At 47.4% G+C, this 26,804-nt stretch carries 24 protein-coding genes; 10 read left to right on the top strand and 14 right to left on the bottom strand.

Annotated features, from left to right (window positions below; translation table 11 throughout):
* Window positions 1-126: 126 nt before the first annotated feature.
* Window positions 127-906, top strand: a complete 780-nt coding sequence (locus tag KD145_RS09490) for a hypothetical protein (protein ID WP_212005652.1) — start codon at window positions 127-129, stop codon at window positions 904-906.
* 58 nt (window positions 907-964) lie between these two features.
* Here the strand turns inward: KD145_RS09490 and KD145_RS09485 are convergent, their stop codons facing one another.
* The 8 genes from KD145_RS09485 to KD145_RS09450 form a co-directional block, all read right to left on the bottom strand.
* The gene (locus tag KD145_RS09485) at window positions 965-1,540 is read right to left on the bottom strand and encodes a collagen-like protein (protein WP_212005651.1); all 576 of its coding nucleotides are present in this window, start codon (window positions 1,538-1,540) and stop codon (window positions 965-967) included.
* A gap of 28 nt (window positions 1,541-1,568) precedes the next feature.
* Window positions 1,569-2,057, bottom strand: a complete 489-nt coding sequence (locus tag KD145_RS09480; RefSeq protein ID WP_212005650.1) for a hypothetical protein — start codon at window positions 2,055-2,057, stop codon at window positions 1,569-1,571.
* Between the two features lie 86 nt (window positions 2,058-2,143).
* Entirely contained in the window at window positions 2,144-4,927 is a 2,784-nt protein-coding gene (locus KD145_RS09475) for a CHAT domain-containing protein (protein ID WP_212005649.1), read from the bottom strand.
* A gap of 3 nt (window positions 4,928-4,930) precedes the next feature.
* Entirely contained in the window at window positions 4,931-6,355 is a 1,425-nt protein-coding gene (locus tag KD145_RS09470; RefSeq protein ID WP_212005648.1) for a S8 family serine peptidase, read from the bottom strand.
* Window positions 6,356-6,357: 2 nt separating this feature from the next.
* Window positions 6,358-7,068, bottom strand: a complete 711-nt coding sequence (locus KD145_RS09465; protein WP_212005647.1) for a tol-pal system YbgF family protein — start codon at window positions 7,066-7,068, stop codon at window positions 6,358-6,360.
* Window positions 7,061-7,663, bottom strand: coding sequence for an RNA polymerase sigma factor (locus tag KD145_RS09460; protein ID WP_212005646.1), 603 nt, complete (start codon window positions 7,661-7,663; stop codon window positions 7,061-7,063). The genes KD145_RS09465 and KD145_RS09460 overlap by 8 nt, the downstream gene beginning before the upstream one ends.
* Window positions 7,664-7,843: 180 nt before the next feature.
* Complete coding sequence (locus KD145_RS09455) at window positions 7,844-8,200, bottom strand: hypothetical protein (RefSeq protein ID WP_212005645.1); 357 nt, start codon at window positions 8,198-8,200, stop codon at window positions 7,844-7,846.
* 140 nt (window positions 8,201-8,340) lie between these two features.
* Entirely contained in the window at window positions 8,341-8,712 is a 372-nt protein-coding gene (locus tag KD145_RS09450) for an ADP-ribosylglycohydrolase family protein (protein ID WP_212005644.1), read from the bottom strand.
* Between the two features lie 28 nt (window positions 8,713-8,740).
* On the opposite strand from KD145_RS09450, the gene KD145_RS09445 reads away from it, so the two are divergent.
* A complete protein-coding gene (locus KD145_RS09445) occupies window positions 8,741-9,595 on the top strand; it encodes an alpha/beta hydrolase (protein ID WP_212005643.1) in 855 nt (284 codons plus the stop codon).
* 8 nt (window positions 9,596-9,603) lie between these two features.
* On the opposite strand, the gene KD145_RS09440 is transcribed toward KD145_RS09445, so the two are convergent.
* Both KD145_RS09440 and KD145_RS09435 read right to left on the bottom strand, forming a co-directional pair.
* Window positions 9,604-10,290, bottom strand: a complete 687-nt coding sequence (locus KD145_RS09440; RefSeq protein ID WP_212005642.1) for a LytTR family DNA-binding domain-containing protein — start codon at window positions 10,288-10,290, stop codon at window positions 9,604-9,606.
* Window positions 10,268-11,329 (bottom strand): sensor histidine kinase, encoded by a 1,062-nt coding sequence (locus KD145_RS09435; protein ID WP_212005641.1) that lies wholly within the window; start codon window positions 11,327-11,329, stop codon window positions 10,268-10,270. The genes KD145_RS09440 and KD145_RS09435 overlap by 23 nt, the downstream gene beginning before the upstream one ends.
* 177 nt (window positions 11,330-11,506) lie before the next feature.
* On the opposite strand from KD145_RS09435, the gene KD145_RS09430 reads away from it, so the two are divergent.
* The gene (locus tag KD145_RS09430) at window positions 11,507-12,931 is read left to right on the top strand and encodes a S9 family peptidase (protein ID WP_212005640.1); all 1,425 of its coding nucleotides are present in this window, start codon (window positions 11,507-11,509) and stop codon (window positions 12,929-12,931) included.
* A 6-nt stretch (window positions 12,932-12,937) separates the two neighbouring features.
* Here KD145_RS09430 and KD145_RS09425 read toward each other — a convergent pair whose 3' ends face one another.
* A complete protein-coding gene (locus tag KD145_RS09425) occupies window positions 12,938-13,522 on the bottom strand; it encodes a histidine phosphatase family protein (protein ID WP_212005639.1) in 585 nt (194 codons plus the stop codon).
* A gap of 96 nt (window positions 13,523-13,618) precedes the next feature.
* Between KD145_RS09425 and KD145_RS09420 the strand changes: the two genes are divergently transcribed.
* Window positions 13,619-13,795 carry a hypothetical protein gene (locus KD145_RS09420; RefSeq protein WP_212005638.1) on the top strand — a complete coding sequence of 59 codons (177 nt, stop codon included), beginning with the start codon at window positions 13,619-13,621 and terminating at the stop codon, window positions 13,793-13,795.
* Window positions 13,796-13,797: 2 nt separating this feature from the next.
* On the opposite strand, the gene KD145_RS09415 is transcribed toward KD145_RS09420, so the two are convergent.
* A complete protein-coding gene (locus KD145_RS09415) occupies window positions 13,798-14,688 on the bottom strand; it encodes an NAD-dependent epimerase/dehydratase family protein (RefSeq protein WP_212005637.1) in 891 nt (296 codons plus the stop codon).
* Window positions 14,689-14,805: 117 nt separating this feature from the next.
* On the opposite strand from KD145_RS09415, the gene KD145_RS09410 reads away from it, so the two are divergent.
* Together KD145_RS09410 and KD145_RS09405 are read left to right on the top strand one after the other, a co-directional pair.
* Window positions 14,806-15,879 (top strand): class I fructose-bisphosphate aldolase, encoded by a 1,074-nt coding sequence (locus KD145_RS09410; RefSeq protein WP_212005636.1) that lies wholly within the window; start codon window positions 14,806-14,808, stop codon window positions 15,877-15,879.
* A gap of 448 nt (window positions 15,880-16,327) precedes the next feature.
* Window positions 16,328-19,714: a M43 family zinc metalloprotease gene (locus tag KD145_RS09405; protein ID WP_212005635.1), complete on the top strand. Its 3,387-nt coding sequence runs from the start codon at window positions 16,328-16,330 to the stop codon at window positions 19,712-19,714.
* A gap of 180 nt (window positions 19,715-19,894) precedes the next feature.
* Here KD145_RS09405 and KD145_RS09400 read toward each other — a convergent pair whose 3' ends face one another.
* The gene (locus KD145_RS09400) at window positions 19,895-21,142 is read right to left on the bottom strand and encodes a glutamate-5-semialdehyde dehydrogenase (protein ID WP_249219781.1); all 1,248 of its coding nucleotides are present in this window, start codon (window positions 21,140-21,142) and stop codon (window positions 19,895-19,897) included.
* A 12-nt stretch (window positions 21,143-21,154) separates the two neighbouring features.
* Window positions 21,155-22,189: a glutamate 5-kinase gene (gene proB / locus KD145_RS09395; protein WP_212005634.1), complete on the bottom strand. Its 1,035-nt coding sequence runs from the start codon at window positions 22,187-22,189 to the stop codon at window positions 21,155-21,157.
* Between the two features lie 190 nt (window positions 22,190-22,379).
* Here proB and bla point away from each other — a divergent pair, with 190 nt between their 5' ends.
* From bla to KD145_RS09375, 4 genes are all read left to right on the top strand, one after another.
* A complete protein-coding gene (gene bla, locus KD145_RS09390; protein WP_212005633.1) occupies window positions 22,380-23,267 on the top strand; it encodes a class A beta-lactamase in 888 nt (295 codons plus the stop codon).
* 37 nt (window positions 23,268-23,304) lie between these two features.
* The gene (locus tag KD145_RS09385) at window positions 23,305-23,985 is read left to right on the top strand and encodes a response regulator transcription factor (RefSeq protein ID WP_212005632.1); all 681 of its coding nucleotides are present in this window, start codon (window positions 23,305-23,307) and stop codon (window positions 23,983-23,985) included.
* 2 nt (window positions 23,986-23,987) lie between these two features.
* Entirely contained in the window at window positions 23,988-25,355 is a 1,368-nt protein-coding gene (locus tag KD145_RS09380) for a HAMP domain-containing sensor histidine kinase (RefSeq protein WP_212005631.1), read from the top strand.
* 338 nt (window positions 25,356-25,693) lie between these two features.
* Window positions 25,694-26,800, top strand: a complete 1,107-nt coding sequence (locus KD145_RS09375; protein ID WP_212005630.1) for an efflux RND transporter periplasmic adaptor subunit — start codon at window positions 25,694-25,696, stop codon at window positions 26,798-26,800.
* Window positions 26,801-26,804 lie beyond the last annotated feature (4 nt).

The raw sequence follows: 26,804 nt of genomic DNA, 5'->3' as shown, positions 1-26,804 counted from the left end.
AAAATTCTCTATAATCATCTCTCAATAATCATCATCCGGTAAAAGAAAATGGGAAAGCATCTACCTACAATCATCCTCCGGTAAAAGGGAAAAATAATTACCTTAAGGGCACTAAATCGTTTCCCTATGCCAATCATCCGGATGATCCTATTACTATTGGTGTTTTGTTGTGTTGGCAAAACCTACGGGCAGACGAGCCAGCAGGCTGAGTTTAATAAACTGGCGCTGATCGTAAACGAAGAGAGGTCGGTAGCCGGCCTGACTAAACGGCTGGACACGTTGCTGAAGCATTATATGCCTTCCAGAAGCCAGGTGGTACGAAATATTTATAGACCACTGGATGTGGGCTTTTATCATATCCGTTATCAGGTGTCTTACTGGCGGATGAACTATTTTATAAATGTGCTGATGAAAAATGATTCCATATTTATGTTGACGGCCTATAATTGTGAGGACCTGTGGGGAAACGCATCTGATTACAAAGATGCCCCTAAGCATCTCCGGCTTTATCAATATGATAGTGTGGGTGCATCTACGTTCCTGCGGTTACGAAACAGGATATACAGATCAGAGAAAACACTGGACGACCTGGTCAATGAATTATCCACCAGTACGATGTATGCAATGCATTGCGGTGACGGGAACCCGTTAACAAGCAGGGGTAAGCATATTTATGCATTGATTAAGGAAGAGAATCCGTTCCCTGAAATAGCGCGCATGCTGCAACACCTGTTGCCCGAAGAACAGGCCTATGGTGTGACAGCCATAGACATGCTGATCAAAAAGGGAGTGGATATTAATAACAGGAATTACCTGCTTTACCGGCATATCAAAAAACGAAATACGGCTGTTAATACCTGTTCCGGCTGTTCAGCAGGGCTGGTGGAGCCGCTATATAGTAATTAGTTAAAACGGGAAGCCGTCTCTCTGATGGAGAGGCGGCTTCAATTTTTCAGTCCGGGTGTTAATTCGGTATATTATATAATCTACACACCTTTTCATAGCTCATTTTGCTATAATCGGTGGCAGCGGTACGTGCGCCGGTTACTCCACCGGGTATAATTACATACCGTACCATGTTGGTGTTGGCGGGAATGCCATTGGGGACAACATCACAGATCACTCTGACGATGTTCAGGAATAAGCCATACTGGAAGCGATATTGGACGTCTGCTCCGCCAATGTTATAGTATATACTGGGCAGCAGTTTTGCTATTCCGGCTCCGTCGGGATCCGCTATAAACTTCATATATACAAGCACGACTCCTTTATCGATGACATCCTGGGTCACCTTGGGAGCGTTTATGTCGAAATAGAAGGTTTTTTTACCGGTGCCTGTGGAGGTGGTAGAAGCGGTCCATGTAGCGGTGGCTACCCATGGAGAATAGATGACATTGGCGCTGCCGGCCGGTCCTGCCGGACCAGTAGCCCCTGCAGGTCCGGCGGGTCCTACGGGCCCATCATTGCCTTTCTTACAACTGTTGAGTGAAAGGGCGATAATACCCATGAGGAGTACGCATGAGATGAATAAACTTCTCATTTTAATTAACTTTTACGATTGAGATAAATTACTGGGAGAGCTGGTCCAGACCGGCTTTGATCAGTATATTGGCGGATGAATGAAAGGCACGTTTTAATGTTTCTACCTGGGCGTTTTCTGCTGCGGTCATTAATTCATAACCTATCACCAGATAATCGAGCGCATCGAATTTTGGACGTGGCTTTTTAGGCCTTGGGCAAAGATCATCCACCACATCGTCCATGAATTTGGACACTGACTGCGGACTGCTGTAATGAATTACCTGAGCGTTGTTGATGACATTGGAGGCAATGGCACGTGCATAGGAGATGCCACTGTGTGCAATGTGAGTACCATGTGCAGCAGTATGGCCGGCATAAAATGCGTGGCCGAATATGCCACGGATCACAGGGCCATAAGGACCATAGGGGCCATTATCATCGGGGTCAGGGTATTTATCTATCAGGATCTTTACGAATGATAATACCTGGCGCTGCAAGGAGAACTGTAGATTTTCTAAAGTGCTAACATTTTCCATTGTAATTTTTTTGGAGTGTAAATAATATATCCGGAATGCCGGTTAATAGTATTAGTCGGAGTAGGAAGAAAAAAGGGAAACAACGTTTACCTGTTTTTTTTAAAAATCAGGAAGATGGACACTAGAATGGCTACCATGGCGGCCACCATGTAAATAAACGTGTGTCCGTTACGCTGGGAGGTAACAGTGGGTATTGGGGTAGTATCTCCTATCAGGATGCTGGCAGCCCAGAAATAGGGTAGCCGTTTGCCGTTATCATTGTTTTTCAGAAATAGTAGTTTGGCTTGCTGGAGAGCAACATCCTTTCGCATGCCCTGTTGCAGAAAATGGTGGAAATTTTCTGTGAGTGCATAGGTGGCTTCATTATCTACCTGCCATAAAGTGGTCACAATGGCTGGGATGCCGGTGAGTGCAAATCCGCGGGCGAGGCTGAGTACACCTTCCCCACGGGCCTGCCTGCCTACGCCGCCTTCGCAGGTAGATAGGATAATGAGGGCTGTGACAGGGTTATGCATCAGTTGTATCTCCGGCAGGTAGAGAGCAGAATCGGCCAGGTATAGTACAGGATCTTTGTCTGCGCCGCCGGCACTGGCATGGGAATATAGCTGTACAATACTACTACGGGGCAGCTGTTCAAGGAATTGCTGCCGGCTGGCATGCTGCGTGTACAGTCCCAGCATATCATCATAATTTTTACCAATCCTGCGTAATGATTGATCTGCCCCCTGCAGCGGTGACTGCTGCAGATAGTCCGCATATTGTACCGGGGCAATGCCCAGCAGGGTATGAGCGCCTGCTGTTCTTTCCTGCCGGCCTTTCAGGAGAGAGGCGGCTGCATAGGTGTAACTGAAAGCATATTGTTTCAGGAGGTAACTACCTGGATTTGTACTGTCGGATTGTAATATTTCAAAGGGGAGAAGATATTCATCGGGAGAGATGATCACACTGCGGTCAGAAAGCTGCAACGGCGCAAACAGCTGTTTATACAACTGGTGCGCCAGCCGGAGGTACCGCTGATGCTGTGTTTCCAGCAGAGATGAATGGGTGCAGAGCTGCAGTAGTTCCTGTACCTCCTTGCTATGAAAGTCGGTTTTCAGCAACCGGTAACTGTTGGTAGAAATACTGAGTACAAAGGCAGTGCTGTCTCCTGTAAAATAGGTTAACAGGGTGGTACCCTCTGAGAGTAATTTTTTTTGTATATCCGTTACTGTTACTACTGCGGTATCATATTTATATTGATAGTATGCCGGATGTTGTTTTTCAAGATTTCGTATAAAGCGTTCCAGTGCATTGCGTGCACTCAGTAGTTGCTGGTACAGGGTTTCATGGGCAGGTGTGTTGGGTGCTGCTGCGTCCAGCTGCTGCTGTAAGGATACAGTCAGTATCCGTAATTCCTGTTCCTGCGCCAGATCTGCCGGCGATAAATATTTACGGGCGCCCAGTTCATTTAATTTATCATTCAGTAATACCGCCCTGCTTTTTTCGAAAAATCGAAGCGCTGCGGGTGCATCCTGCAGCAGGTAGCAGGTTTCGATGGCCTGCTGGTACATTTTCCGGGTACGGTTTCTCCAAAAAAGGTAGGTGGGCTCTCCATATTGTTTCCAGCGCATCAGGTCTACCGACATATCTGCTGCCTGGAACGCTGCAAGGGCAGCACGTAGCCAGCTGTTATTTTTTGTGGAATGATATAATGCCAACAATGATTCGCCTTTGTTGGCCAGCAGGGTGTATACAAAATAATCATTGCCTGCCTCGCGCAATTGAGCATAACCGGGGTTGTTTTCCAGGCCTGTAGCTGTAAAGTGAATGGGGAGGGTGTTCAGCCCCTGCTGATAATAATCGAGTGCTTTTTTGTACTGATGTTGTTTCCAGTAGGCGGTGCCGATGTTGTTGTATACGCCTGCCAGCAGATAAGGGTCACCGGATTTTTGGGCAAACCCGATGCCTTCGTGGTAGTAGCTGATGGCTTTGGTTGTTTCTTTGAGATCATCCGCCCATAGGTTGCCGATATCGATCAGGTTGAGGGCACATTGATTCCATCTTTGTTGTGTGCGGTTTACCTGCAGTGCATGCTGATAATAGGAGAGTGCTGCTTTATACTGTTTTTCTTTTCCCAGGATGCTGGCATAAATGGTATAACAGGTTACCTGGTGAGCTGGTAAAGCGTTGGTGGGTAACAGTTGTAAAGCTCTTCTCATGGTGGTGCCGGCGGAGGTATCATCTATAGCTACCAAGGCCTGTGCTTTCTGCGCCAGCAAAATCATTTCCGACAAGGTATCCTGTCTGTTTCTGGACAGTAGTATGCCCAGCTCGGAGGTGGCGATAGCCTGCTGGTAATTACCGTTTTCATATAACGAGAAGGCTTTGGCTTCAGCGGCAATCAGTGCGATGGCGGTTTTTTCGGGATACTTCGTTCCGATGAGGATGCAGCTATCGTAGTAGCGATGTGATTCGGGGTAAAGATAAAGTTTGTTGTAAAACAGTCCCAGGTTGAAATAACTGTTGGCCAGAAAGGCAGTGCTGGCACCTTTTCCACTGCTGTTTATTGCTATCGCTTCTTTCGTATAGGCGATGGCGGGAGTCCAGTTGCCTTCGAGGTGGTAGAGGTTACCCATCCGGTGAACGATGCGGGCATAGATGCTGTCTTTCTGTGGAAAACAATGCAGACAAAGCGTTCGCAGGGAATCCAGCTGCCGGATTTTTACGGTGTTGGGGTCGCTGCTTTGTTCAATGGTGGTAATTTTTTCCATGAAGGTAGTCGCAGCGGGGCATTGAGACCAGGCATAACAATAGCAGAGCAGGCAACTGAGTGTTAACAGTTGCCTGCAGCATATTTTCAGGATGATCGTTATCTGCCGGGGGGATAACATGCCTTATTGATGTTTGATATATCTTCCCTGATTCACTTGTCCTTTTTGCATTAGTTTGACAGACTGCAATACGTCTGCGCCGAGGGAGTCGATAAATGTTGTTTTTTCCAGTCCACCTTTAAACAATGCCGGCGAGCAGTTGGCGGCGATTTTGCCGGTAGCGATAGCGGTGGCAAAAGAGGAGCCGGACACGAATACCGGTTGTCCGGTTATAAATGGTACCTGGAATTTGAGGAAGCCACTTTCCAGTGTATCTGCCTGTACACCCAGGTCAACGTATTGTTGGGAATGGTTCTGAGTGGGACTTACCATTGAATCTACGGTGGTAGTCACTACTAGTATGTTGTTTTTTCTGCCGCCTATACATGCCGGGTAGAAATGATGTATATCCAGGTTGCGTAATGCGGCCAGCGGTATACCGGCTTTTACGGCGCTGTCATCTGCGGCTGCCATTTTATTGCCGGCAGCGGTAATGAAGAGGATTCCTTTTTCTGCAAGCAGTTGTGTGATAACGGAATCCAGCGGATGCCAGGGTGCATTCTGACTATAAAATCCCCAGCTGGCATTAATAACATTGGCACCATTATTAGCTGCATAGAGGAGTGCGCATACGATATTAAACAGGCTTCCTTCGGCTTTATGGTCGTGTGTTTTCAGCGTCATCAGCTGCAGTGTGTTGGTGTTGCTGCGGCGTAATTCGTTGAGGATGAACAAGGCTATATGTGTTCCATGGCCATTGTAGCTATCGTCGGTGAGGACATTGTTATGGGCTACAAAGTTCCAGCCATTGATATCATCGGCGAGACAGTTGCCTTCATCGTCTTTGCCGTTGGCTGGCGTTTCTCCGGGGTTCTTCCAGAAAAATTCAGGGAAGTTCATCAGGTAGGGATCTATTCCGGTATCCAGGATAGCCACTTTTATGGTATCATTTTTATGTGAGGGGCCTGAGCCGGTACCGCGTCTTATGTAGAGGGAATCGCGCCGGGTTTTGGTGGGCATATCAGGTGGAGAGCTGATGATATAGTTCTGGGTATAGTAAGCGAGACTGTCTTCTCCAACGCCATTACTGTTGGTGCCGGTGCTGGCGCCGCCTTTTACGGGGTCTGCATTGGCATATGTTTCGATTTTAGGGGCTTGCCACAGTTCTATTTCAGCGTCTCCGCAGTTATCACAATGTTGGGTGGTGATAGCGGAGGTGTCTATCCCGTTTTCCTTCATTTTTGTTTTGATGGTGGTTAATGCGGCGGCTGAGGGCCGGTGTTTAAAGAAGACCACCAACTGATCGGTATAATGACGGGGAGCATCGGCAGGTGAGCCGGGATTTCCAGGGGTGGCCGGACTTTTACAGTACCGGAGCAATAGAATAATAATCAGCAGGATGATCACTGCCAGAATCCAGAAGAAGGGGTTCATCTTTCGAGATGTCATGATTATATATGTTTAAGCCATTCAATAGCTTGTTGGTTGCCGGGCAATTGGTTGTCGCGTACTTTCTGCAGCAGCGCTACGGCCTGTTGTTCATCGCCCGGAAGGGCGCGTTGCAGCAGTGCCAGTGCTTTATAAAAGGGCCCGGGGTTGGCATAAATGGGGTATTGTATCAACCGGTCGAACTGCACGATAGCGGGATCATATTTTTTGGTCACGAGGTACAGGAGGCCCAGGTATTTCACAGCGTCGGGGGCGCTGGCTTCCTGTGTGGTGAGCGATAGGAATATTTTTTCGGCGTGGTCGTAGGCTTTGTTGTTATAGGCGGTGATGCCCATTTGCAGGCTATCAGGACTACCCTGCATGGTTACACTGAGTTGCTGCAGGTGCTCACTGATATAGGTGGCGGATAGCTGCTGAGTGGAAGGCGGTTTGATAAAGAGCCACCAGCTGGCAAGCAGTATGCCGGCCAAAACAGCTGCAGCTGCGAGATAAGCCGGGAACCGTCTCACTTTTGGGCGGGCAGGTGTTATCGCTTTAAACTGCTGTTGTTTTTGTTCGTGGAGCTGTTGCTTTAGCAGGGTGCGGCTACTCAGATAAAAAGCTACTTCCCGGGCAAATGTCTGTTCGGCAGCACAGCGTTGTTCAAACACCTGCCGCTCTTCCGGTGATAAGACACCGGTAAAGTAATCTTCTATATAATCCAGATCACTCATAGTATTGATTAAAAGGGAGCATTTTTTCTTTCAGTTTTTCCATGCATCTGCGCCGGCTTACTTTGGCAACATCGGCCGAGTTGTATTCCAGCATAGTGGCTATATCCCGGTCGCTATAACCATCTTCAAAAAGCAGTAGCAGCTGTTTACATTTCTCGCCTATTTCCTGCATTTTTTTCTCCAGCAGAGAATGATTGCTGTTATCTATCAGCTGTTGTACTACATTACGGGCATTGTCCGGTAACATGGTAATGAATGTATCCAGATCATGTGTTTGATGAACCCTTTCTTTATTAGTCGTAGTTTTTCTTTTAAGGTCAACACATTTATTGGAAAAAATCTGATAAATATATGATTTAAGGGAAGATCTGCCTTCAAAGCGGTTATATACGATATTATCTATCACACTGATAATAGTGTCTGAATAGGCACTGGCACTGTCTTCCTCGTTGAGGCGATATTTACGCACCCCTTCACGGATGAAGTAATAAAACAACAGGTACAACTGCTCTTCATAAGAGCGTCTTCGGGGGCCTCCCTGCTGCAGTCCGCGGAGAATTTCTTCCTCCCTGCTGCTATTGGATGAGCGGATCATAACTACCAATGATCTATACAAGATACATAAAAAAAATTCAAATAAAATTAAATGTTTGCCTGAGAGAGGGATTAACGGAGAGCATTATACGCTGGATAAAATTGGCATAAGATGACATAGTTATTTTTAGTAAAAATCCAGTGACTGATGACAAAGTACAGGCACTGGATTTTTCTGTTATTAAACAGCTTTAAAAGTAGCTAATTCCATGTCTTCGCTATACAGCTTTAGTTCGCTGTCATTGAGCGTAAATCTGGTGACAGAATGCATATAACTCAGTAAACGCATAATGATATCACCCGCCCATATTCTGGGGTAAATTACCATAAATTCAATGTCATTGCCTGTGACCCTGGAATTACCAGCTATTGGAGCCGGACCAAACCGGCCCTGCAATACCCCTTCCTGTGATATGATAAAGAATGGCATTTCCGGGCCCATCATTGGGTCGTCGTTGTTATTAACGGGCCTGCCTTCGAGGGTGGCCAATGACCATTTGGTGTCGTAAATAGTATCGGTTTTAACTGCAGTTGCCATGATGAAAAATTTTGAGGTGAAGAAATGCATGTGTTTGAGAGTACTATCGTTGTGACGTTATAAATAACAAGGCATCCTTCCGTTTTGTTATGGTTAATTTGGGGGGAAGAACCTGCCAGCTTATGTTTCAGGCAGATAGACTATTTGTAGAACATGGAGGTGTCGAACTTTTCCACACGTTGAGTCCACTCTTCGGGGACTGTATTTTCCGGAGCATATAAAACAACAATACTGCCGACGATGGCTGCAATAGTGTCTCTGTCGCCAAGCCCGCTAACGGCGGTCCAGATAGCTTCTTCGAAGTTGTCAAGATGATGGGCGGCGCACCATAATGCAAACGGTACTGTATCCTGGGCGGTGAGACCGGTGCCGTTGCCCAATACAGACACGATGGTCCGGATATCATAACTGACAGGTAAGGTAGCGGCTTTTTTGATTTTATATTTTATATCACTTTCAGGTAGATGGGTAATGATGTAAGATACAGTAAATTCAATTACTTTAGCATCCATACATTCTGAAAGAAATAACTATTAATCAATGAAAAGAAGTATCATCATTCTGTTATTATTCATCAGCACTTTCTCTTTTGCGCAGTCCGAAAATGCCATCGTCATCGGCCACAGCAAGGAAATTCAATCGAAGGTTTTAAATGAGAAGAGAAAGATAAATATCTATTTGCCGGAAGGATATAACCCCAACGATACTACGCAGTATCCGGTTATTTATATTATTGATGGTGGGGTTGAAGAAGATTTTTTTCATATCACCGGTATCATTCGGTTTAATACACAACCCTGGATCAATCGTTTCCCCAAATCAATTGTGGTAGGCATTGAAAATACCGACCGGAGAAGAGATTGTTCCTTTGCTGTTGAAAATCTGGATTTTTTAAAGAAGATGGGATTTAAAAAAGAGCAGCTGCCAAGTTACGGTGGGTCTGCCAATTATATCAAATTTATTGCCACAGAACTGCAGCCTTATATTGATGGAAATTACAAAACCAATCATCATAAAACTGTTATCGGAGAGTCTTTTGCGGGGTTGCTGGCTACAGAGATCCTGCTGAAGCATAGAGACCTTTTTGATACCTATGTCATCATGAGCCCAAGCCTCTGGTGGGGAAATGAATTACTTTTAAAGGAAGCCCCCGCACTATTGGCAGCAAAAAACAAAACGAAGGTAAATGTATACATCGGCGCCTGTAACAAGGATGAAAACATTATCATGCATGAGGATGCAGTCGCTTTGCGTGATCTGCTGAAAAAATACGGAGGTGCGGAGACGACCGTGTTTTATGATTATTTACCGGATGAAGTACATGCTACCATGATGCATCAATCGGTGTATAATGCATTTAAGATGATTTATCCCAAAACAGCCTATCAGAAATAAATGGTAATTTATTTTTTATTCAACCGATCCAGAAACTGTTGCCGGTAGGTCATGCCTACCGGTAATGATACCTGTTGTAAGCTCACCATATTTTTTTCATACATGGTTACATGAGGCAGGGATATGACATATGATTTGTGTATTCTGATGAAATCCTGTGCAGGCAATAATTCCAGCAGTTCACTCATATTCATCAGGGCGAGTAGTTTCTTCTCTTGTGTATGAAAGCACATATAGTTCCCGGCGGCTTCTATGTACAGAATGGTATCTGTTTTTATTCTGTGTAGTTGCTGCCCGCTTTTAATGATTATTTCCTCTGAAGGTCTGGTGTTGGCGGGTTTGGTGTTCGTTGCTGCAATAGCTTTATTGACAGCTTTGAGAAAACGCGGATAGTTGATGGGTTTTAACAGGTAGTCGAGTGCATTGTAGTCATAACTTTCCGCACCAAATTCGGGATAGGCAGTTGTGAAAATCACCATGGGCGGTACAGGCAATGACGCCAGCAAATGCATGCCGGATAAGCCCGGCATATTAATATCGAGGAATAAAAGATCCACTTCTTCCCGCAATAGATAGTCCATAGCCTTGTATGGGTTGGTAAATCTGCCCGACAATTGCAGCAGCGGTGTTTGTTCGATATATCGCTGTGTAAGGGCCAGGGCAAAAGGCTCATCATCTACCACTATACATTTCATGGGTATTCAGTTTTATCTCCAGCAATATGTCAAAGTGTTGATCATCCTGACGGATATGCAGCTGGTGGCTGGATGGATACAGCAAAGCCAGTCTTTTTTTTACGTTATCAAGTCCTACACCACCGATATGCGGCTCCGTCATAGGCACAGCACCCATACTGTTTTTTACAGAGAACAGTAATTTGTTTTCAGCCACCTGCAACATTATGTGAATATAAGAAGGGTCATCCAGCCGGATGCCGTGTTTGAAAGCATTCTCCACAAAGGGCAGTAACAGCAGCGGAGCAATATAATGCTGATTGTCCACATGATGCTGGAACCTGATATCAGCATTGATTTCGTCGGAGAGCCGATGTTGCTGCAGCTCAATTAAATTTTCCAGGTATCCGATTTCCTGCTGTAGTGGGACCCGGTCTTCATTGCTTTCGTACAACATGTACCGGATCAGGTAACTCAGTTTATCTATAATGCCGGCAGTGCGTTCATCTCCATACAAGGTAGCACTGGCATAAGCTGTATTTAATGTGTTGAAAAGAAAGTGCGGGTTGATTTGTGCCTTCAGAAAATTCAGTTCTGTCATCAGCTTTTCCTGCAGTATCACCTGTTGTTGCGCTTCCTTCTTCAGCCATGTACGGATAAAACCGTATGCCATGGCCATGCTGAGCAGAATAAAATCAAATATGGCATTAATGGCTATCTGTTCAATGAATGGTTCTTTTTCTGTGGATACAATACTGGAAAAAAAGAGAAAATCGATGACGGACTTCAGGAAGGTAATACCGGTAAAAAGTAATATCAGCAATAATATCAGCATTTTTATTCTTTTTGCGGCCGCATACCTGGGAATTACAACCAATGCGGCCGTATAAAACAGGACTGCATTGATCAGTGTTCCAATTGTCAGCGGATAAAAAAGTGTTTGTTGTGTATTGCTGAAAACGCCAATGGTATTGGCTACCAGCGCAAAAAACAAATAGCCGCCTATCCAGATGGCAATATGAATGGCTATTTCAATCCGTCTTTTTTTCAAGTGCTGCATATGGGTGATGAAAATAATGGTATTCCTGTTATTTCTTTTGAAGAATTGATGAACATATGTTTTTCTTATGTGAACTGCATTGAAAGTAAGAATGCCTCTTTGTAAATATCGGAGCGTGTTGTTTGCGGATTAGCCACCATTGATGCGCGGAGGGCAGCTAAGTTTGTGGAAAAAAACATGAAATCGAATTGCACATTATTATTGTTGTTGCTTGTTACTATCTCTTTCTCTCTGCAGGCGCAAAATGTAAAAGGTGTTTGGATAGGTACGCTAAAACTGGAAGAAGCAGATCCGCCGCAGGTAGCCTTTGAAATCTTTGAAGATATGCAAGGCAGGCTGAACTCACTCATGCACATCATTAATCAGAAGAACTTCAATATAAAAGTAGAAAACCTCCGTGTTACAGGTAAGGATTTACAAATGGATATTCCAACACTGAGTACACACTTTGAGGGACATCTGGTAAATGATAGTACGATCGCAGGTTTTCTGGTGATGAATGATAAGCGTAAGTTCACATTGAATCTTACTAAAACCGCCGCGCTGCCGGTGCCCAAGCTGAGAAGGCCACAGGAGCCTATTCCGCCCCTGCCATACCGGGAAGAGGAAGTTGTATTCACTAATAAAGCTGCAGGCGTATCGCTGGCAGGCACGCTCAGCTTACCTCCTGCGGGCAGTCGTTTTCCGGCAGTGGTGCTTATCTCTGGTTCCGGCCCCAACGACCGTAACGAAACTATCTTTACGCATAAAGTATTTCTTGTACTGGCAGATTACCTCACCCGTGCGGGTATTGCTGTACTGAGAGTGGACGACCGGGGTGTGGGTCAAAGTACTGGTGATTACGAATCGGCCACTAATGAAGATCTTGCAGCTGATGCAGTAGCGGGTGTACAGTATCTACAAACAAGAAGTGAAATCAATCCGCAAGCGGTGGGCCTGATAGGGCATAGTCTGGGCGGAGAAATAGCCCCTATTGCAGCCCTTTCTCCTGAAGTGGCTTTTGCTGTACTGATGGCTGGCAGTGCCTGCCCTGCGGAAGTCGGTTATTATGAAGGTTGTGAAGCAATGGGTAGACTGCATGGTGCTACTCCTCAGGGTATCGAAACAAACCGGAAAGTGCTGGAAGCAGTTTTTAATGTGATTAAAACAGAATCCAATGACAGCATTGCCAAATTGAAGATAGCGGCCCGTTTGCTGGAGCTGGACCGGGAAGTGGCAAAACTTTCGGCCAAAGACCGCACCATCATGGAGCTTTCGCAGCCCCTGCATGTAGAAGAGTTCTTCAATTTTTTATCTGTTCCTCGTCGTGCTGATTTTGTCCGTGACCAGGCAGCCATTGTTAAACAGGTAAAATGCCCGGTGCTGGCCATGAATGGCAGTAGAGATATACAGGTACTGCCTTCGCAGCTGAAGCGTATAGAAAAGGCTTTGCGTGCGGGAGGCAACAAACAGGTGACCATTAAACTTTTTGAGGGGAAAAACCATCTCTTTCAGCATGCAAAAACAGGGTCTGTCTCTGAATATGAAGAGATAGAAGAAACCATTGCTCCTGATGTACTGGCTTTTATGGCAACATGGATTAAGCAGCACACTATAAAATAACAGTGTTTACACTTCTTCCAGGTGTGTCACGCTGTTAAACAGATTGCAGGTCCATTCACCGTTGGCATATTCCAGCCGGGTAACGGAGGTGTTGCCCATAGGAGGCGGTGGTGGCATCTCCGGGAGCAGGTAGGCGAGCAGCTGGCGGATAAAGCTGCCATGGGTGATGAGCACGATTTGTTTGCCTTCTTCGGTAGTGATGAGGTCTTCCAGAAAGGACATACCTCTTTCCAGCACGTTGGTATTGGGTTCCATGCCAAGGTCCATTTGTTTCCAGTCGGGTCCCCATTTGGCGAGGCGTTCGGCTTCGGTGGTCCCTTCGGCCTGGCCGCCTCCGGCCTCACCGATACGGATATCCTGCCATATGCTGTCTATGCCCAGTTCTTCGGCTACGATAGCAGCTGTCTGGCGGGCGCGAATCAGGTGGCTGGAACATACGACGTCCCATTGTTCGCTGGCCAGGCGTTGTCCCAGTTTGCGTGCCTGTGACAGCCCTTCATCATCGAGGGGGATGTCTGAATACCCTTGCAGGCGGCCGGCTTTGTTCCAGGATGTACAGCCATGACGGATAATTGCGATACGGGTCACCATATATTTGCTTTGTTTTTTCGGGGAGCAAAGATAAACAACAATGGTGGTATATTCAGCTGCTGTGGGAAACCAAAGGATATTTCATATTTTTGCTATATGGAAATGATGATCATACCAGCAGAGAACGATTCCAGGCCTATAGACCCTGAGACACAGCCATCAGCCCCTGAAACGATTATTCATGATGGTTCCGGCGGTGCATTTGAAGGAACGGAGACTGTTTCAGAAGAGCGGGAGGAGGGACCGGAGAAAGAGACTCCCCGGGCTTATTGATATTAATCATGTTCAGTCTTCACAATAGTAGACAGCAGGTTGTTGTGCAAGGGTAGCCAGCCCAGGCTGCGTGCGGCCACTGCCGATACGATGCTGTTGGACCCCAGCCCGAAGTGGGCGCCTTCCATTCCCCATAACGTGATGGCCTCTTCGATGGAGAGTGGTTTTGTTTTACCACCGAAGCCCAGCGATTTGCTGATGGCAGCAGCTATTTCCTTCAGTGAGTTGATACCGTTTTCGGCATAATAGAAACTACCGGAAGGGGCCTGTTCCAATACCAGCAGGTATAAGTTGGCCAGGTCTTCTATGTGTACGTTGGACCAGCGGTTTTCACCGGTGCCGATGTATACGCCGCAAGCGGTTGCTCTGGCGGCTTCGGTAAGCATAGGTACCTGTGCAGATTCTTTTTTGATGCCCATACCGGTACCATAAATCATAGTAGGGCAGATGACCATATAATGTCCGCCAGCGGCGAGTACGGCCCTGTCTATCGCTACACGGGCAGCTTTTTCCAGTCTTGGATTTTTAGGGATGAAGGTAAATGGTTCGATAATGGCATAGGCTCCTTTTGCTTTGTCGCCTGCAATGCTGGAGCCTGATGTATGGATAAACTTTTTATCGGTGCCGGCCAGTGCTTCCAGGATAGTGGCCACTACATAAGGGTTGTCTGCCGAAGCGGTGTTGATGACTGCGTCAGCAGATGCTGCTGCGGAGGCAATAACGGCTTCATCATCCAGCGTGCCGACTACCGGTTGTATACCGGCTGATATTAATGCGGGAAAGTCCTTTTCATTTCTTGCCAGTCCGTTTACCCTGTAGCCGGCTTTGATCAGCCTGGCCGCTACTGAGCCGCCGATATAGCCGGTGACGCCGGTCATAAAAACTGTTTTCATCTAATGACTACTTTTAAGTGGATAATGCGGTAGAAGTGAAAGTCTCAGAATTTTCCTGGCTACGTTTTTGTGCAGGATTAAATCCTTACATTTAATCTAACCAAAAAAGAATCTGTTATGTTATCCTTGGAAAAAATCAGCGAGTTGCTAGGTAAAGATAGCGATATACTTTTACAACACGAAAGTAAAACCATCTCCAGAGATTTACTGCATCTTCCCGGTCCGGATACCGTTAACCGAATTTATCAGCCTTCCAGCCGCAACCCGCAGGTATTGCGTAGTTTGGGACAGTTGTTTAATTCCGGCCGCCTCGCCGGAACGGGTTATATGTCTATCCTGCCAGTAGATCAGGGTGTGGAACATAGTGCAGGCGCATCTTTTGCTAAGAACCCCGCTTACTTCGATCCGGAAAACATTGTGAAACTAGCCATAGAAGGTGGTTGTAATGCTGTTGCCTCTACATTTGGCGTATTGGCAGCCGTATCCCGCACGTATGCGCATCGTATTCCCTTCATCGTAAAAATCAATCATAACGAACTGCTTACCTATCCTAACAAAGCAGATCAGGTAATGTACGGTACCGTGCAGGAAGCCTGGAACCTGGGCGCAGCAGCCGTTGGGGCAACTATCTATTTTGGTTCCGATAACGCCGACCGCCAGCTGGTGGAAGTGTCGCAGGCTTTTGAACTGGCCCATGAGCTGGGCATGGCCACCATCCTCTGGTGTTATCTTCGTAATGAAGCTTTTAAAAAGGATGTAGACTATCATCTGGCTGCCGATCTCACCGGACAAGCCAATCACCTGGGTGTCACTATACAGGCGGATATCATCAAACAGAAACTGCCGGAAGTAAACGGTGGCTACAAAGCCCTCAATACCGGCAGCTCCTCCTATGGTAAACTGGATGAACGTATTTATACCGAACTCACCACCACCAATCCGATAGACCTTTGCCGGTACCAGGTGGCCAACTGCTATATGGGGCGCATGGGACTTATTAATTCAGGCGGTGCCTCACAGGGAGAGGCAGATCTGGCAGATGCAGTAAGATCTGCTGTAATCAACAAAAGAGCTGGTGGTGCAGGCCTTATCTCCGGCCGCAAAGCATTCCAACGGCCTATGAATGAAGGCGTTGCCCTGCTGAATGCTATTCAGGATGTATATCTCAGTTCAGCCATTACCGTTGCATAACTGTGGTGGGTGTGGATAATAATACGAATATTTAAAAACGTGTAGCCATTGATGTTGTCAATGGCTACACGTTTTTTTAGGATAAGTTTGGAGTCCTACAAAACTACCTGGTTAATATCCGGGAAGAAGTAATCAATTTCAGGGTAGCTACTTAGCCCACGCTCTTTTAAATTCGTGATAGCAATTGCTGTTTTTACCAAGAGCACAACAAATGAATTAACGCCTGTCATATCAACCACAACGAATCAATGCCACAATACTTGTATTTCCTATGCTTTCCAGGTACTTAGTGCCTGGCAATGTTATCCTGATTAACCATTTTTATCACTAAAACCATTTTATGAAATAGCTCTTCCCTCTTCTCAGGTGATCCCTGATTTTGCTGCCATTGGCAGCTGTTTGTTTATTGTTTAACTCATTCTTCCAGTTTCCACATTAAAACATTTATATGCTACATTTATCACGAAAGATAATGATGCTATTGCTATGCCTGGTCATCACCATGGGAGCTATAGCTCAAAACAAGGTGCTTGCACCGTTGCCTGACCACTGTTCGGCTTCCCGTGCCATGCAGGAGTTGTATAAAAAACATCCTGCTTCCCTGAAAGCAGCTGCCAGTCAGGAAGTCAATATCCGTAAATTTATCGCTAACATGAAACAGCAACGGTTAGCACAGGCATCTGCACCAACACAGTATACTATTCCGGTGGTATTCCATGTTAATGATGCAGCTAATCCGTATAAAGTAACGATGGACCAGATACGTTCTGCGATTGATATTCTTAATCAGGATTATAACCTCCTGAACGCAGATTATTCATCCATCGATCCCCGCTTTATCGGGCTGGCAGCCAATCTGCATATTACTTTCCGTTTGGCGGATATTGACCCGCAGGGTAATCCTACCAATGGTGTTACCTATCACTATAATGACCTGGATGGTCGTTCTCCCGATGGTTCCGGCGCTGCGGTGAAAAGTATTTCCTACTGGCCGGGCGAAAAATACCTGAACATATGGATCGTGAGCGAAGTAGAACAAAAAGGAGTATTTAATAATTCAGGCTGGACCTATCTTCCGGACGACTGGGTAGCTTCCAATCATCTGGATGGTGTGGTATACAACTGGAGATACCTCGGTGCCCCGGGTGTAGGAAGCTCTGAAAACGGACAACCTAATATGAAACGGGTACTTTCGCATGAAGTAGGCCACTTCCTGAACCTGCAACATACTTTTGAAAATGGTTGTGATGCTCCTGGTGATGAGGTGGATGATACACCACCTACCCAATCCAATTTTGGCGGATGTAATCTGAATGCCAACTGGTGCGGAGTGGTAGCCAATACAGAAAATTACATGGACTATTCTTCCTGTCCGAAAATGTTTACCATTGGTCAGCGAGACAGGATGATGGCAGCACTCAACAGTAATGTGGCGCAACGCAGCAACCTATGGTCTGCAGCCAATCTGGCGGCCACGCTGTTGCCCGATTCCATGAAGCGGATTGTACCTGCTTTTAATCTCTTTTTTGAAAGTGATGCCAATAATGGAGCCCTTCCAATAGTGGATACGCTGAAGATACTGGGTGGTGGCGGTTTTACAATGAGTAGCGGAAATCTGGTGGCCGGCACTCACTTCACCACACAGAATGTTCCGGCTGGTTTATCCGTGGCTATCCAGGTACTGAATAACACTACGGCTTTATTATCATTCACAGGACAGGCTACCCAACATGCAGTAACCAATAATACAGACAGTGTAAAAGTTACCTTCCTGAATGCAGCTATTCAGGGCGGCGTGGCTACACTCTACCGTACCGGCCTTGCATTTGGCATACGTTACCTCGATCCTTATAAAATCGTTTACGCCGACATCCCGGATATTTTGGTTAACAGTACCAATAACTGGACGTATTTTACCTTTAATAATGTGGGAGATGCCGCATTCGGAGGTTGGTACGACAACAATAAACTGCGGTTAGAAACCTACCAGAAGTCAGCTGTATGTGAAGGGAATTCCCGTAATATCTCGCCGCTGGTGGCCAACACCATCATTGGTGATGCTTCCAACTTCGTGGCTGGTGGCCAGTTCCCGGACGAACATGATATTTACAGCAGCACTTATACCAAGTGGGCCGGGAAAACCGCTTTTGTAGGACTTAAATTCACATTGGCCGGAAAGCCCCGCTATGGCTGGATGCGCATTAGTGTGGCTGCGGATGGAAGTAGTTACACTATTAAGGATTATGCCTGGAACCAGGCGCCGAATGCTGGTATTAAAGCCGGAGATCCGGGTAATCCTATCCTTTCATGGTCAGGGTCCCAGTTCCGGGAGGGGGCTGCCAATGACGGCAGTATTGGGGACACACTGAAACTAAGCCTGCTTGGAAACACATTCGCCATCAACTCCGGTAACTTTACCAACAATGTACATTATACGGTGAGTAATGTGCCTGCCGGCCTCAATGTACAGCTGGCGGCGATAGATGGTACCACAGCGCGCCTGTACTTTACTGGTAAGGCAACGAATCATGCTGCTGCCAACAACACCAATATCACGGTTAATATTCTTCCCGCTGCCTTCACTGTTCAACAGGCAGTTGACGGCAGCCAGAATCAGCTGGGCATCAGCTTCCGCGATCCGTACGGAATTAAATACATAGATGTAAATGATACGTTATACACCATTAATGGTACCAATACCTGGTTCCCATTCCGGGTAGATAATATTGCGGAGGCTACCTTTGGCCTTTGGTCTGATAGCGGAAGACTGCGGTTTGAAACCTATCGGAAACCGATGGTATGTCAGGGTACTACTAAAAATATTTCGTTGCTGACGCCAGGCACCGTCATCAGTAACGCATCCAACTTTAGAGTCGGCGGTGATTTCCCGGATGAGCATAACCTGAATACAACCAACTACACCGTCTGGAAAGGCCAAACCGGTTATGCAGGGTTCTCGTTTACCACTTACGGTGAAATACACTATGGCTGGTTCCGTTTTAAAGTGAATGCTAACGGTGACGCATATACTTTAATGGATTATGCCTACAATACTCAACCCGGTGCCAGCATCAAAGCCGGACAAAAAGATACTGTTACAGCTCCGGCTGATTCCGTTGTGCATGTACAGGATTACTGTACCGCCAGCACCGCGCTGAATTACAATACCATCACAAGGGTACGGCTGGCTAACCTGGACAACAGTTCACAATGGGACGGCTACAGGGACTTTACCGCCCAATCCGCCAATGTCACTGCCGGACAATCCTATCAGCTGCAGATCAACCTCGGCATCGAATACTGGCCTGATATTTCCGTAGCCGCCTGGATAGACTGGAATGGAGATAAACAACTGAATGATACCACGGAGAAAGTATTTGTTAAACGCGGCACTGGTCCATTTACACAAACGATCACCGTACCGGCCAATGCTAAAACCGGCGCTACACTGATGCGCGTGAGAATGGGATATGGCAGCAATGTAAAACCCTGCGGTGTGGATAGTTACCAGGGAGAAGTGGAAGATTATACCGTGAAGATAAGCGGAGGAACAGCCACATTGCAGAAGATGAACACGGAAACACCTTCTCTGATCGCTACCAATCCTTTCTCAGACAGGATCAATATCAGCTTCCAGTCTACCTTTGAAGGACCTGGTACTTTACGTTTGTATGGTCTCGACGGACATGTTAAGAAAGAACAGAGAATCCAGGTAACAAAAGGAATGAACAGACTGCAGATGGAGAACCTGTCCGGTTTGCCTGCAGGTATCTATCTGATTGATATCACACATGGATTGTATGACAGGATGACCATTAAAGTCATCAAACCATAACTGTGATGAATGCTGATACTACTGATGTTCCTGATGGACGTAGATAGAAGAGGAGATTAACACATCCGTTGATGTTTTTGGTAAAAGTGAAACAGCCATTGATCTCTTGATCAATGGCTGTTTCATTTTTATCCTCCTACTAATCTCCGCGCATCAGGAAAATCAGCGGCATCATATGAATCACAGTCTGGTTTGGCCGCTGCCATATACAAACCATTTCTCCGTTACCAGTTTTTCGAGCGCAAACGGGCCTCTGGCGTGAAGTTTTTGTGTGGAGATGCCTATTTCGGCGCCCAGGCCAAATACGCCACCATCGGTGAAACGGGTGGAGGCGTTGACATATACGGCGGCGGCATCTACGGTGTTGAGGAATTGTTCGCTCACGATCGGGTCGCGGGAGATGATGGCTTCGGAGTGTCGGGAGGAATATTCCTGGATATGTTCCAATGCGGCTGCTGTATTGGGCACCACTTTGATGGAACATTTGAGTGACAGGAATTCCCGGCCGAAGTCTTCTGTACTGGCGGGATGAAGGTGAGGGTAGTGGTTGGCCTCCAGCAGGGCGTAGGCTAACGGTTCCGCATATATGTCTACATTATAAGCGGCCAGCTGTGGTGCCAGCAATGCGATGAAGTCGGCTGCCACGGCGGTATCCACCAGTACGGTGTCGAGTGCGTTGCAAACGGAAGGCCTGGATACTTTGGCATTGGTGACGATGGCAGCGGCCTGTTCGAGGTTGGCGGAACGTTCCACGTAGGTATGACATACACCGGCGCCGGTTTCTATTACGGGCACGCGGGAATTGGCACGTACAAAGTCTATTAGCTGCTGGGAGCCGCGGGGGATGATGATGTCGATGTATTTGACGGCGGTGAGCATTTCTGTTACCAGGGCACGATCGGGAGGCAACAGTTGTACTGTGTTTTCGTCGGCATCAAACTGGCGTAGGGCGTCCTGTATGAGCGCCACCAGGCAAGTGTTGGTATGAATGGCATCGGAGCCACCGCGCAGCACGCATACGTTGCCGGAGCGGATACAGAGGGCGGCCACGTCAACGGTTACGTTGGGGCGTGATTCGTAGATGACGCCTACAACGCCGAGGGGGACGGTTTTTTTCTGTACCAGCAATCCGTTTTCCAGGTGGTTTTCCAGCAGCAGCTGGTTGACCGGGTCAGGGAGACGGGCGATATCGTTGAGGCTGGCAGCGAGGCTGCGGATACGTTGGGCGTTGAGCAGCAGACGATCTTTTTTAGGGTCTTCGTCCGGCATCAGGTCCAGATCTTTTTTATTGGCGGCGATGATAGCCGGAATGTTTTCGGTAAGTGACCGTGACAGATGTTGCAGCAGTGCCTGTTTCTGCGCGTCCGGCAGGGTGCGGATGGATTCCGTGGCCTGTCGGGCTTTTTCGAGGAGGGGTTGAATAGTCATGATATATTACATTTATAACAGCACAATGTCATCGGCATGCGCCACTTCAATATTCTGTGCCTTATGATTATTTTCCAGTACGTCGGATGATATTTTGGTCCTGCCCACAGCAATGGCGATCTTTTCTTCGTTGACGATCTCTATCACTTCTCCGCACTCAAATTTCTCCAGTACCTCTTTAACACCCACTGCGAGCAGACTATGGCGTTTTTCGATTGCTTCCTGTGCGCCGGCATCTATCTGTATCCTGCCGGTCACCAGACTACCGCTGGCCAGCCATTTTCTGCGTGCGGGCATGCTGCACGGCTGTGGGAGACATAAGGTGCCTGTTTTGCCAGCTATAGCATTGAGGATACCGTCAGTAGTACGAATACCGAAAATCACTACACGGATGCCCATACGGGTGGCCAGGCGTGCAAAGGTAAGCTTGGATACCATACCACCCAGGCCCAGCGCGGATTTTTCCTTGTCGGCCAGGGAAAGGGCGGATTTATCGATTACATCTATCTGTGGTACTACCTGTCCGTTGCGGTCCAGTACACCTGCCACGCTGGTACTGAACAACAGCAGTGACGCCCCGAAGCCCACAGCAATCAGCGTGGCCAGCTCATCGTTGTCAGAAAACTTCAGCTCCAGGCTGCTCACCACATCGTTCTCATTGGCGATGGGAATAATGTTGCTGGCCCATAATTCTTCGTAGGTGCGTTTCAGTTGCAGAAACTGATCCCTGTTGGAGAAATGCTGCCTTTCACATAAGCTCTGTGCCACTGCAATATTGTAGGGTGCAAAGTAACGGCTGTATTTACTCAGCAGCAAGGGGTTGCCGATAGCGGCGGCAGCCTTACGTTCGCTGATCGTGCCACTATATTGTGTTAGATATTGTTTGCCGGCAGCTACCGCTCCGGAAGATACCAGCACGATATGATACTGCTGATGCAACTCGGCTACCTGCCGCGCTATGCCTGCTATAACGGTCTCGTCCAGATCACCATTGCCATGTGTGATAGACGCCGTACCGAATTTTATAACTAATATTGGTTTACTCAAAGCCTTTCTTTTTGAGGATAAAAATAATATCTGTAAAGCTAAATTCTAAGCGCAAAATGCCGGATGCTGCAGTCATCTGTCAAAATTGTGAGCTTGCATGATAAATAACCATGAAATCAAGGGATTACGCCGATCCGCTTTTTATATATTTGTATATCCTTTTACATATATAGTTTATCTTAATTTATTTATGATTTACCAACGTTTGTCACTGTTCATTGCAGTACTTTTGGGCCCACTTGTTGCCATGACCCAGCAACCACTGACGAAAAAATTTGAAGAAATCGCTGCCGGCTCCAAAGGCACAGTAGGCGTATGTGCCACCATACTGGAAACAGGAGAGACCGTGGGATTGAACAGTAAGATGCGATTCCCCATGCAAAGCGTGTATAAGTTCCCGATAGCCATGGCGGTACTGGACGAAGTAGACAAGGGAAAGCTCTCTATGCATCAGCAGATACGGGTACTGCCTTCAGACTATATCCCTAAAATGGGACACAGTCCGCTCAGAGATGAACATCCTGCCGGTAATATAGACGTGTCTATAACGGAGCTGCTCCGTTACAATGTGGCCGAAAGCGATGGTTCTGCCTGCGACGTATTATTGCGTATCATCGGCGGCGTAAAGGTAGCAGACAAATATGTGCACCGCCTCGGGATCAAAGATATGCAGATTGCACTGACAGAACAGGTACAGGTGCCCAATGAACCGATGCAGTACCGGAACTGGTCTACACCAGAAGCGATGACAGCCCTGTTTAAAAAATTCTATACCGGCCATGTTTTATCAGACAGCAGCTATCGTTATCTGTTGGACATCCTCGTGAATTCAGGACCCGGTGCCAGAAGACTGAAAGCCCAGTTGCCCAAAGGCACCGTGGTGGCGCATAAAACAGGCACTTCAGGGACTGTGGACGGCCTTACCCGCGCCACTAATGATGCCGGTATCATCACGCTGCCCGACGGAAAACACCTGATTATCACCATCTTCATAAAAGACTCCTATGCTGACCAGGAAACCCGTGAACGTACTATCGCCTCCATCGGCAAAGCTGCCTGGGACTATTTTGTACGGTAGAAAAGGAAAAAATGGATAGCTTTGACTTTTCTGCATCATGAAAATTTTAGTCATAGAAGATGAAGAACGCGTTGGAACACTGATCCGGCGCGGGCTGGAAGAACAGGGCTATACCGTAACACTGGCCTGGGATGGTGAAGCGGGACTTAAACTGGCATTGGGCGGTGGCTTCGATCTGGTCATCACCGATATCGTATTGCCCCGTATCAATGGCCTGGAGCTGAGCCGCGCAGTCAGAGCGGCCCTGCCCTCTATTCCCATCCTCATGCTGACAGCACTCGGTACCACCGACGATAAAGTAGAAGGTTTCGATGCCGGCGCTGATGACTACCTCGTAAAACCCTTCGACCTGCGGGAGCTGCTGGTGCGTATCCGCGCCCTGCTAAAACGTAACCATGGCGTAGTAACGCCACAAGCAGCCGTATTACGTTATGCAGACCTGGAAATGGACCTGCAAACCAAAAGTGTGACCCGCAACGGTATGGAGATCAACCTCACACCCAAAGAGTTTCGCCTGCTGGAATACATGCTGCAAAACAAGGAAAGAGTGCTGTCCAGAGCCGAGATCGCAGAGAATGTATGGGAAACCCATTTCGATACCGGCACCAATTTCATCGATGTTTATATTAACTATCTCCGTAAAAAAGTAGACAAGGCATTTGAAGTAAAACTGATCCATACCAAACCCGGTATGGGATTCATTTTTAAAGCTGGCTGACCATGAAGATCCGTAACAGGCTGACCCTCTTATTTACCGGTATGATCGCAGCGCTGCTGCTGGTATTTGCATGGGTGGTGTATATTTCGTACTCCCAGGACCGTGAAGAAGAGTATTACAAAAACCTGCAACAGCAGGCTATTACCAAGGCCAACCTGCTCCTCGACGCCAAAATAAGCCCTGAAGTATTACAACTGATCTATAAGAATGCTGGCGGTTCCCGCTCCCAGGAGGAGGTCGCCGTCTATGATACGGCCTTTCACCTGTTATATCACGATGCTGTAGACATAGACAAGGTAAAGGAAACCAAACAGATGATCCGTGAGATCATTGAACAGCGGCAGATCGCCTTTCATGAAGGTCCGCTGCAGGTGGTAGGATTCCTGTTCAACCATAACGGAACGCCCTATATTGTCACCGCCGCAGCCCAGGATGAATACGGCCTGGGGCAGCTGCAACATCTCTTCTGGACGCTGGTGATTACCTTTCTGGTGGCTGTAGTGTTTGTATTCCTGGCAGCCCAGTTTTTCTCACATCAGGCCCTGAAACCGGTATCTGATATGGTGGATAAGGTAGAAGAAATTACCGCTACCAACCTTGACCTTCGGCTGAGAGGCGCAGAAGGGAAAGATGAAATCGCAGAACTGGCACAGACCTTCAACCGGATGCTGGACCGACTGGAACAATCTTTTGATGCTCAGAAACAATTTGTTTCCAATATATCCCATGAGTTGCGCACGCCGCTCACCGCTATGATGGCCGAACTGGAGATCACCGCTTCCCGTGAGCGACCGGCAGAGGAATACCGTCAGTCCATGCGTCATGCCATCACCGATGCACAGCGGCTGGTGAAGCTGTCCAACAGTCTGCTAGACCTGGCCAAGGCCAGCTACGACCCCACAGAAATCAATTTCCGTGAAATACGTCTCGATGAAGTGCTGATGGATGCCCGTGGCGATATCCTGCAGGCACACCCCGAATATAAGATCAATGTGGTGTTTGAAGAAGATACCGATGATGATGATGTAGTGTCTGTGAATGGTAACGAATACCTGTTGAAAGTGGCATTTATCAACCTCCTTGAAAACGGCTGTAAATTCTCCCGTCCGCCCGAAACCACTGTTACCGTCACCTGGTTTAAAGGCCATGCTATCCTGCGTTTCACCGATGAAGGCATTGGCATTGCCAAAGAAGATCTGCCTCATATCTTCACCCCTTTTTACAGAGGCCATAACCGTCCTTATGCTGATGGTAATGGTATCGGTCTTTCACTTGCGCTTAAAATCATCCGGCTGCATAAAGGCAATATCAGCGTAGTATCCAAGCCTGGGAGTGGCACTACATTTACGCTGGAATTGCCGCATATTTAGCCCCAGGGCTGAAGCCCTGGGCTATATTTGTAGAGGCCGGTGCGGGGCTTTACATTTTTGTTTCGTTCTTGTATCAGGCTTGGGTTAATATTGTTTTGGACAGTGTTTTGCTTTTACATTATTGTCTCGTGCCTGCATTAGCTGGGGCTTATATTAGTCCAGGCCCGCTTAGCCTCCACATTATCCCGCAATCAAACTTAGCCCAGGGCTTCAGCCCTGGGGCTCTAATATGTTTCTAATAATATTCTAAATCCTTTCTAACGGCTGCATCCACGGGCTGTTTATACTTTTGCCGCGGTTACGGTTAACTGTAACAGATACACGAAAAAAATATCGTCATGAAAAGGTTCACTGCAGCTTGCGGCGTGGTGTTGATCACTGCGTCCTGTCACCATCCGGACAAAGGAAAAGAAATCGTAACATTTGAAGGCAGAGGAGATACTATCATTGTGCCAGCCGCTTCTCCGTTGTCGGCCAAAATACACCTGCATACGATAACGGAAGCCCCTTATCAGCTGCAATTGCTGACGGCTGGTATCGTAAAGGCTATTCCCAATAACTATGCGGAGATTGCCCCGCCTTTTGCCGGCAGGGTGGTAAAATCGTATGTGCGTTTGGGTGATAAGGTACATGCTGGCTCCCCTTTGTTTGCAATTTCCTCGCCCGATTTTTATGATGCGCAGAAGGCCTGGTTCCAGGCCCGCCAGTTGTATGAACAGGCCGTACTGGCACAGAAAAGGCAGCAGGACCTGCATCAGCATGGTGTAGGCGCTGCTCGCGATCTGGAAGAAGCCAATACCAACCTGGCTGTGCAGCGGCAGGAGCTGGAGAATGCAGCCGCGGCACTGAAAGTATTTAATATAGATCCTCAGCAGCAGGTGCTGGGTCAACCTCTGGTCGTAAGGTCTCCTATCGGTGGGGAAGTGATCAGTAATAAGCTGGTCAACGGACAGTTCCTGAAGGCGGAAGATGGTGCAGTGGCTGTTGTGGCGCAGCTGTCGCAGGTGTGGATTGCAGGACAGGTGAAGGAGAAGGACCTCCGTTTTATCCACGAAGGCGATGCCGTGAATATGGAGGTGACTGCATTACCAGATACTGCTTTCAGTGGAAAGGTGTTTCATGTAAGCCGTGTTATCAATGAAGAAACAAGGGCAGCGGAAGTGCTGATGATCTGCGATAATCCTGCCCATCAGCTGAAACCGGGTATGTATGCCAGCGTCAACTTTCAGGATGCGCCGGAGAAAGTAATAGCAGTGCCTGCGCGCGCGGTGATGCAGGACAATAATTCAAGTTATGTGTTTGCTGAAGTAGCCCCTGGTACCTATGTCCGCCGGAAAGTCGTCACCGGTGAAACCAAAGGGCAGCAGCTCATTATCCGCAATGGTCTGAAGCCGCAGAATAAAATAATAGGTGATGGCGCCTTCTATCTCTCAGCAGTAAAATAAGAGG

This window comes from Chitinophaga sp. HK235 (assembly GCF_018255755.1).
Classification (GTDB): domain Bacteria; phylum Bacteroidota; class Bacteroidia; order Chitinophagales; family Chitinophagaceae; genus Chitinophaga.
Note: the sequence above shows the minus strand (reverse complement) of the source record. Positions and strands in the feature narration are given on the sequence as shown.